The 6,089-nt window shown below is 72.9% G+C and carries 8 protein-coding genes; 5 read left to right on the top strand and 3 right to left on the bottom strand.

The window, feature by feature from the left end; genetic code table 11:
- The coding region (locus tag B1H55_RS13150; RefSeq protein ID WP_143222431.1) for an AAA family ATPase at positions 1-161 on the bottom strand (161 nt) is incomplete at its 3' end.
- Between the two features lie 94 nt (positions 162-255).
- Between B1H55_RS13150 and B1H55_RS11830 the strand changes: the two genes are divergently transcribed.
- The 4 genes from B1H55_RS11830 (at position 256) to B1H55_RS11815 (ending at position 4,892) form a co-directional block, all read left to right on the top strand.
- Positions 256-1,566 (top strand): sensor histidine kinase, encoded by a 1,311-nt coding sequence (locus B1H55_RS11830; protein WP_073454599.1) that lies wholly within the window; start codon positions 256-258, stop codon positions 1,564-1,566.
- Positions 1,563-2,324: a response regulator gene (locus B1H55_RS11825; protein WP_073454601.1), complete on the top strand. Its 762-nt coding sequence runs from the start codon at positions 1,563-1,565 to the stop codon at positions 2,322-2,324. The genes B1H55_RS11830 and B1H55_RS11825 overlap by 4 nt, the downstream gene beginning before the upstream one ends.
- Before the next feature lie 97 nt (positions 2,325-2,421).
- Complete coding sequence (locus B1H55_RS11820) at positions 2,422-3,219, top strand: ABC transporter ATP-binding protein (RefSeq protein WP_073454603.1); 798 nt, start codon at positions 2,422-2,424, stop codon at positions 3,217-3,219.
- Entirely contained in the window at positions 3,216-4,892 is a 1,677-nt protein-coding gene (locus tag B1H55_RS11815) for an ABC-2 family transporter permease (protein WP_231952859.1), read from the top strand. The genes B1H55_RS11820 and B1H55_RS11815 overlap by 4 nt, the downstream gene beginning before the upstream one ends.
- Positions 4,893-5,032: 140 nt before the next feature.
- On the opposite strand, the gene B1H55_RS11810 is transcribed toward B1H55_RS11815, so the two are convergent.
- Together B1H55_RS11810 and B1H55_RS12720 are read right to left on the bottom strand one after the other, a co-directional pair.
- A complete protein-coding gene (locus tag B1H55_RS11810) occupies positions 5,033-5,443 on the bottom strand; it encodes an alpha/beta hydrolase fold domain-containing protein (RefSeq protein WP_157750260.1) in 411 nt (136 codons plus the stop codon).
- Entirely contained in the window at positions 5,353-5,835 is a 483-nt protein-coding gene (locus B1H55_RS12720) for an alpha/beta hydrolase family protein (RefSeq protein ID WP_159441720.1), read from the bottom strand. Before B1H55_RS12720 ends, B1H55_RS11810 begins: the two co-directional genes overlap by 91 nt.
- On the opposite strand from B1H55_RS12720, the gene B1H55_RS12955 reads away from it, so the two are divergent.
- A partial coding sequence (locus tag B1H55_RS12955; protein ID WP_240494192.1) for a signal recognition particle receptor subunit alpha occupies positions 5,800-6,089 on the top strand: 290 nt, incomplete at its 3' end. The genes B1H55_RS12720 and B1H55_RS12955 overlap by 36 nt on opposite strands.

Raw genomic sequence — 6,089 nt, 5'->3', positions numbered from 1 at the left:
TTGGCGCCCTGCTCTCCCATGACCCAGGTCAGGGCGTCCACGACGTTGGACTTGCCCGAGCCGTTGGGGCCGACGACGGCGGTGATGCCGGGCTCCAGGCGCAGCGTGGTTGACGAGGCGAAGGACTTGAAGCCCTTGATCGTCAACGTCTTGAGATGCACGGGCACAGGGTTGCGGCGCCGGCTGACATCATGGCGCAGGCCGCACGGCCCAGCCGGGTGACGCCGCCGCCCCGATGGTCCATCATCTAGGGCCATGAGCGCTGACGATCCCTTGGAGGCCCAGGCCACCGACTGGCGTCACCAAGCACGTCTCATCGGGCCTCGCGACGCTCCGTGGTCGCTTCCGGTGGTGGACGTGCTCATCGGCGCGACCGCCATGGTCGTCGCGGTCAGCGGACAGACCTTCATCTCCCGGTTCGGACCGCACCCGGCGTACGTCACCCACCTGACCCTGGGGATCGTGGTCGCCGCTGCCCAGATCGTGCGCAAGAGGTTCCTGCTGACCTCCTTCACCCTCACGGCCGCGGGGCTGGCGGCCTACTCGCTGCTGACCTTCCTGTCCCCGGTGAACCTGGGGCTCTCACCGCTGGCGTGCACGGCCCTGTGCGCGCTCCACGCCGTCATCCGATGGTGCCCGCAGGCGCCGTGGCGGCGTGCGGCCCTGCTCGTGGCGCTGGCAGGCTGCCTGGTCAACCCGGTGGTGGCGATGCTCCTGGGACGCAACACCCTCCTTGGGACACCCCTGCCGTGGCGCTCAGTCCTCGTCACCGCGATCGTGTGCGCCGTCTCAGCGGCTCTCAGCGCTCTGGCGGTCGTGGCGGTCGCCTCCGACGCCCGCCAGCGCCGGCGCCTGGCCGTGGCGCGTCTGCGAGCGCTGGCCCAGGAGCGGGCGGCTGCGGCAGGCGCCGAGCGCCTGGAGCTGGCGCGCGAGCTGCACGACCTACTGGGGCACAGCCTGACCGCGATCAGGGTACGTGCAGCCACCGCCCTAGCCGTGGGTGGCGAGCAGACGGCGGCCCAGGCCCTGGCAGACGTGGAGCGCACGGCCGGGGCGAGCCTCGATGAGATGCGCGACCTGGTGCGGCTACTGCGCAGCCCGAGCCAGGCGGGCCCCACCGCGGACCTGGGCGAGCTGGAGACGGTAGTGGCACGCGCCCGCGCCTCAGGGCTCGAGCTGAGGGTGGAGGGTACGCCCTTGGCGGAGATGGCCCGCCTGGGTGCCTCCTGGTCGGCGCTACAGCGCCTGGCCGTCCTTCGGACCGTGCAGGAGGGACTGACCAACGCCATTCGGCACGGCACCGGCTCAGCCCGCCTGCGTCTCGAGGCAAGTCAGCTGTGCCGCATCGAAGTGACCAACCCGGTGGAGGACTCGCCTCGAGCAGCCCCGGGCTCCGGCCTGTCCGGCCTGGCTGAGCGCGTCACCCTGGTGGGCGGCACGATCGAGACCGACTCTCAGGTAGGCCCGGACGGCACGGTCGCCTTCCGCCTGGCCGTGTCCCTTCCGGTACGCGCCGGAGCGGGGGGCGATGATGGTGCCGCTGGCACTAACAGGAGGCCCTCATGACCCAGGAGCCCACGCCCCGGCTACGTGCGGTTGTCGTGGACGACCAGGCGCTGCTGGTCTCCGCCTTCACGCTGCTCCTTGACGCCCAGGAGGACATCGAGGTGGTGGGCAGCGCCCCCGACGGCCGCGCCGCACTCGACCTGCTGGGCACGTTGGCCCCGGACCGGGTGGACGTCGTCCTCATGGACCTGCGCATGCCCGTGCTCGACGGCGTCGCGGCCATCGCTGCGATGCGCGCGGCACCGGACCTCCGCCAGATCCCGGCCCTGGTGCTGACCACCTTCGACGACGAAGACCTGGTCATGGCGGCGCTGCGGACGGGCGCCCGCGGATTCCTCCTCAAGGACGCCGCGCCCCAGGTCCTCCTTGAGGCGGTGCGCACCGTGGCCGCCGGGGGCTCCTGGCTCGACCCGGCGGTCACGCCGACGGTTCTGGCGCACCTGGAGCAACCAGGGCCCGACGTCCCGACGCCGCAGCCCGTATCCTCGGGCGGCCGCGCGCCGCAGCCCGGCGCCGGCCCGCACGACCCCGCTGCCTCGGACACCGGCGAGGGCCTGTACGAGCCCCTCACCCGCCGCGAGGCCCAGGTCCTGGAGCTGGTGTGCCAGGGCCTGTCCAACGCTCGGATCGGAGAGCACCTCCACCTGGCGGAGTCCACGGTCAAGACCCACGTCAAGTCCCTGCTGGGCAAGACGGGCACCACCAATCGGGTCGAGCTGATCGTCCACGCCTTCCACCACGGCCTGGAGCGCACCTGACTCCCCCCCCTGGGGAGGAGGCTCCCCGCTCAGGATCCTCCCGGCTCCCACCCCACGGGGGATCCACCGGACCGGGCCCGGCGCCCACAGTGGAGTCATGACCGACACAATCGAAACACGCGAGCCCACCGCTCCACCACTCGTGCCCCCGGCGTCATCGGCCCGACCGGAAGCGCCCACGGGGCTGCGCCTGCACGGCGTGACCAAGTCCTTCAGTTCGCACCAGGTCCTGACCGGCGTAGACCTGACAGCCCGCCCGGGCCGCGTCTACGCCCTCCTGGGACCCAACGGCGCCGGCAAGTCCACGGCCCTGGCCATCGCCCTGGGCCTGGAGACGGCCGACTCCGGCGAGGTCCTCATCATGGACCGCCCCTGGTCCCGATCCGTGCTGCGGCACGTGGGCGCCTCCCTCAACGGGCCGGCGCTCTTCCCGCAGCTGAGCGCCCACCGCAACCTGCTCGTCCACTGCCGCCTCACCGGCACCTCGCCGTCGGTGATCGCACCGCTCCTGGCGCGCGTCGGCCTTGAGGGTGCCGGTCGTAAGCGTGCCGGCTCCTTCTCCACGGGAATGAAGGTGCGCCTGGCACTGGCGATGGCCCTGCTGACCGACCCGTCGGTCCTCATCCTCGACGAGCCGCAGAACGGGCTCGATCCCCAGGGCATCATCGAGCTGCGCGACCTGATGCGGTCCCTGGCGGCCCAGGGACGCACGGTCGTGGTTTCCAGCCACCAGCTCGGTGAGATGGCCCGCATGGCAGACGACGTCGGCGTGCTCGTGGCCGGACGCCTGGCCTTCGAGGGGCCGCTGTCCGCCTTGGCGCACCCGGACGATACCGCCGCGCTGGAGGCCGCCTACCTGTCCCTCGTGACGGGAGGGGCGGTGAGCCTGCGATGAGCGCTGCGACCACCACGGCCGCACCGTTGGCGCCCGCGTCCGTCCCAGCGGGGCGCGCCGCCTTCCCGGAGGTGCTCCGCGCTGAGCTGATCCGCTCGCGGCGCACCTTCACCTGGCGCTCGGTCCTGGTGACCGTGCTCCTGGCCGCCTGGGCGATCAACCTCGCCCGCATCTTGCTCGGCGCCGGCCTGGTCAGTGACAGCGGCCGCTGGGCCGGCAACGTCCTGGCCTGGCTGAGCTTCTACCCCACCGCCACGGCCCTGCCAGTGGGCGCGCTCGTCGGCGCCATGCACGAGTGGCGCGAGCAGCGCGTGCGCGGTGGCGGGACCTGGTGGCGGGCCGTCCCGCAGGCCCAGGTGCTCGCTGCCCGCTGCCTGGTCATCGCCGCCTCCGCCCTGGTGGGCCAGCTCGGCTGGCTGCTCCCGGTGCTGACCTTCGCGCACCTGTCCGGCTCCGGCTGGGGCCCGGCCCGCTCCTACCTGACCTTCGCGGCCCTCATGTGGGTGAGCGTGACCGGTGCGGGCCTGCTGGGCCTGGCCGCCGCACGGCTCGCAGGCCCGGTGGCTGTGGGACTCGTGCCCGCGGGGGCCTTCGCCTGGTCGGTCGTGGGGGCGGTCGACGCCGAGTCCTCGTCCTGGGTGGTGCGCCCGTGGACCTGGATGATCCGCCCGACCCTGCCGCTGCTGGGCGTGCACGGCAACAGCGTCAACCTGGAGCCCGGCGCCGCGGCCTGGGACTACCCGGTGTGGCCGGCCGCCGCGCTGTGCGCGCTGTCCACGCTGGTCCTGGCGGCCCTGGTCCTGGCCACGGCGCCCCTGGTGCACCCGTGGGCGCTTATGGGACGCCTACGCGCCCGGGCCTCTGGATCCTCGGGCCATGAGAAGACCGTGGACCAGTCCCCCACCCGTGCGGTCCGTCCGACTCGCACGGTGCAGGCGCCCGCACGGCCTCGCCGGCTGGTTGCGCTCCCTGCGGCAGCACCTGGCCCGCGCTCCGCGCTCCTGGCGCTTGCGGGCATCCTGCCGTGGCGACTGTGGGTCGCCCTGTGGCCAGCGCTGGCCGGGTTCGTCGCTGCCACAAGAGCCCTGTACTCCTCGGAATCCGCCCTGGCGCTCCTGGGCCTGGTCGGCGTGCCTGTGGCGGCCGCGGTCGTGGGGATCACGACATGGACGTCCCTGCGCAGTGCCTGGCGAGGCGTGCTCATGCGCGTGTCCCCATGGAGGGCTGTCCTCGCCTCCCTGGCGGGCGGCTGGGCCTTCCTGGCCATCGGACTCGGCACCGCGTGGCTCGTGGCGGCTGGCGGCACCAGGTTGTTCCCGACTGAGCCGGACCGCGGCGCGATCGCGGGTCCCGTCTACATGGCCCTGGTCATCCCCTGGGTGGCGGCGGCGCTGACCGCTCTGGCCTACCTGGTCGCCCAGGTCTCCTCCGTGGCGGCGGCGATCGCTGCCGGCATGGGTGGACTGCTGGCGGGACTGGTCATCGCGGGCAACGAAGTCATTGCGAGCGCACCCCTCATCTGGCTGACCGCGCCGTGGGGCTGGTCCTACGTCGCGAGCACCCACCACCCGGCCCGGTGGCTCCTCATCGTCATCATGAGCGCCCTGGGCGCGCTGGCCTGCACAGTGATCGCGTCGCTGACAGCCCGCCGCGCCGCACGAGCCCCCGAGTGAGGCAGCAGCCAGGCCAGCGCTCGTGAACAGGGCCAGGGTCCGTGCCCGCCACAGCTGGGAGACGACCGAGCCCGGGTTGAGGTCGAAGACGTGGTCCGTGTACGACACGAGCAGCGTCTCATGAGGCGCCCCGCCCCGGGTCAGGGCAGCATCCAGGGCCTGGGCGCCGGCCACAATGAGGGTCGGGGGCAGGCCGGCCGCTGCTCCCGTGCGCGTGAGGCGTTCGAGTCGGGCGACCGCGTCGATCGCGGCGTAGCGCTGAGGCACCTGGCCGGGGGGGTGCCTCCGGTATAGCGCTGGGCCCTCCCGGCCGTGAAGGGCCCCATGACCAGGTCAGGGTTGTCGTGGAAGCCGACCGGGTCCGCCACCGGGGAGGCGGTGGACACGGCGTCGATCTGCGGGACGCTACCCGTGCAGCCCTCGGGCTGCTGGGGCAGCTCCCCCAGAGCCTGCCGGTAGGTCATCTCCAGGGCCAGGTGCCCGCCGGCGGAGTCCCCGACCAGGGCGAAGCGGCTGGTGTCCCCGCCGTAGACGCTGGCGTGCGCCCCCACCCACGCCAGGGCGCAGGCGGTGCGGGACTCGGCGAGCTCCCTGTGGCCAGGTCGGGTGTGGACAGCGGGTAGTCGACGGCGATCGCCAGGTACCCCTGCCGGGAGAGCCAGTCGGCCTGCCCACGGGTCATGGGGTTGAGGCGGTCCCCGTTGGACCATCCGCCACCGTGGACAAGGACGACCACGGGCACGCTCGCCGAGGAGTCCAGTCGCCGCCCGTCCGCGCCGCGCGGGTACCAGATGCCTGCGCGCAGCTGCTGCCCCGTCTCGGTGTCGTCGAGGACGACCGGCTCCTCGTCCGGAGCTGCGCCCCACTGGCCGATCCCGGTCAGCGCCCAGGCGTCGATGCTGGTGCCGTGGTCGGTGACGTAGGAGACCTGACCCCAGCCCACACCTGCGGTGATGAGCGTGGAGACCACCAGGGCCGTGGCTGCACCGGCGCGGACCCGACCGGGGCGGCGCCGGAGAGCAAGCACCGCAACCACGGTCAGGACCGCGAGCACCACCAGCCAGTCCTGTCCCGTGGGGACCTGTCCGAGTCCGACTGGGAGGAGATCGAGGACACCCTTCTCACCTCCGACCTGGGCGTCGAGGTGACCATGGAGCTCATGGACGGGCTGCGCACCCAGGCCAAGGTGCTCGGAAC

The organism is Actinomyces denticolens (genome assembly GCF_002072185.1).
Taxonomy (GTDB): domain Bacteria; phylum Actinomycetota; class Actinomycetes; order Actinomycetales; family Actinomycetaceae; genus Actinomyces; species Actinomyces denticolens.
The sequence above is the reverse complement of the archived record's forward strand: the minus strand, read 5'-3'. Positions and strand labels throughout refer to the sequence as shown.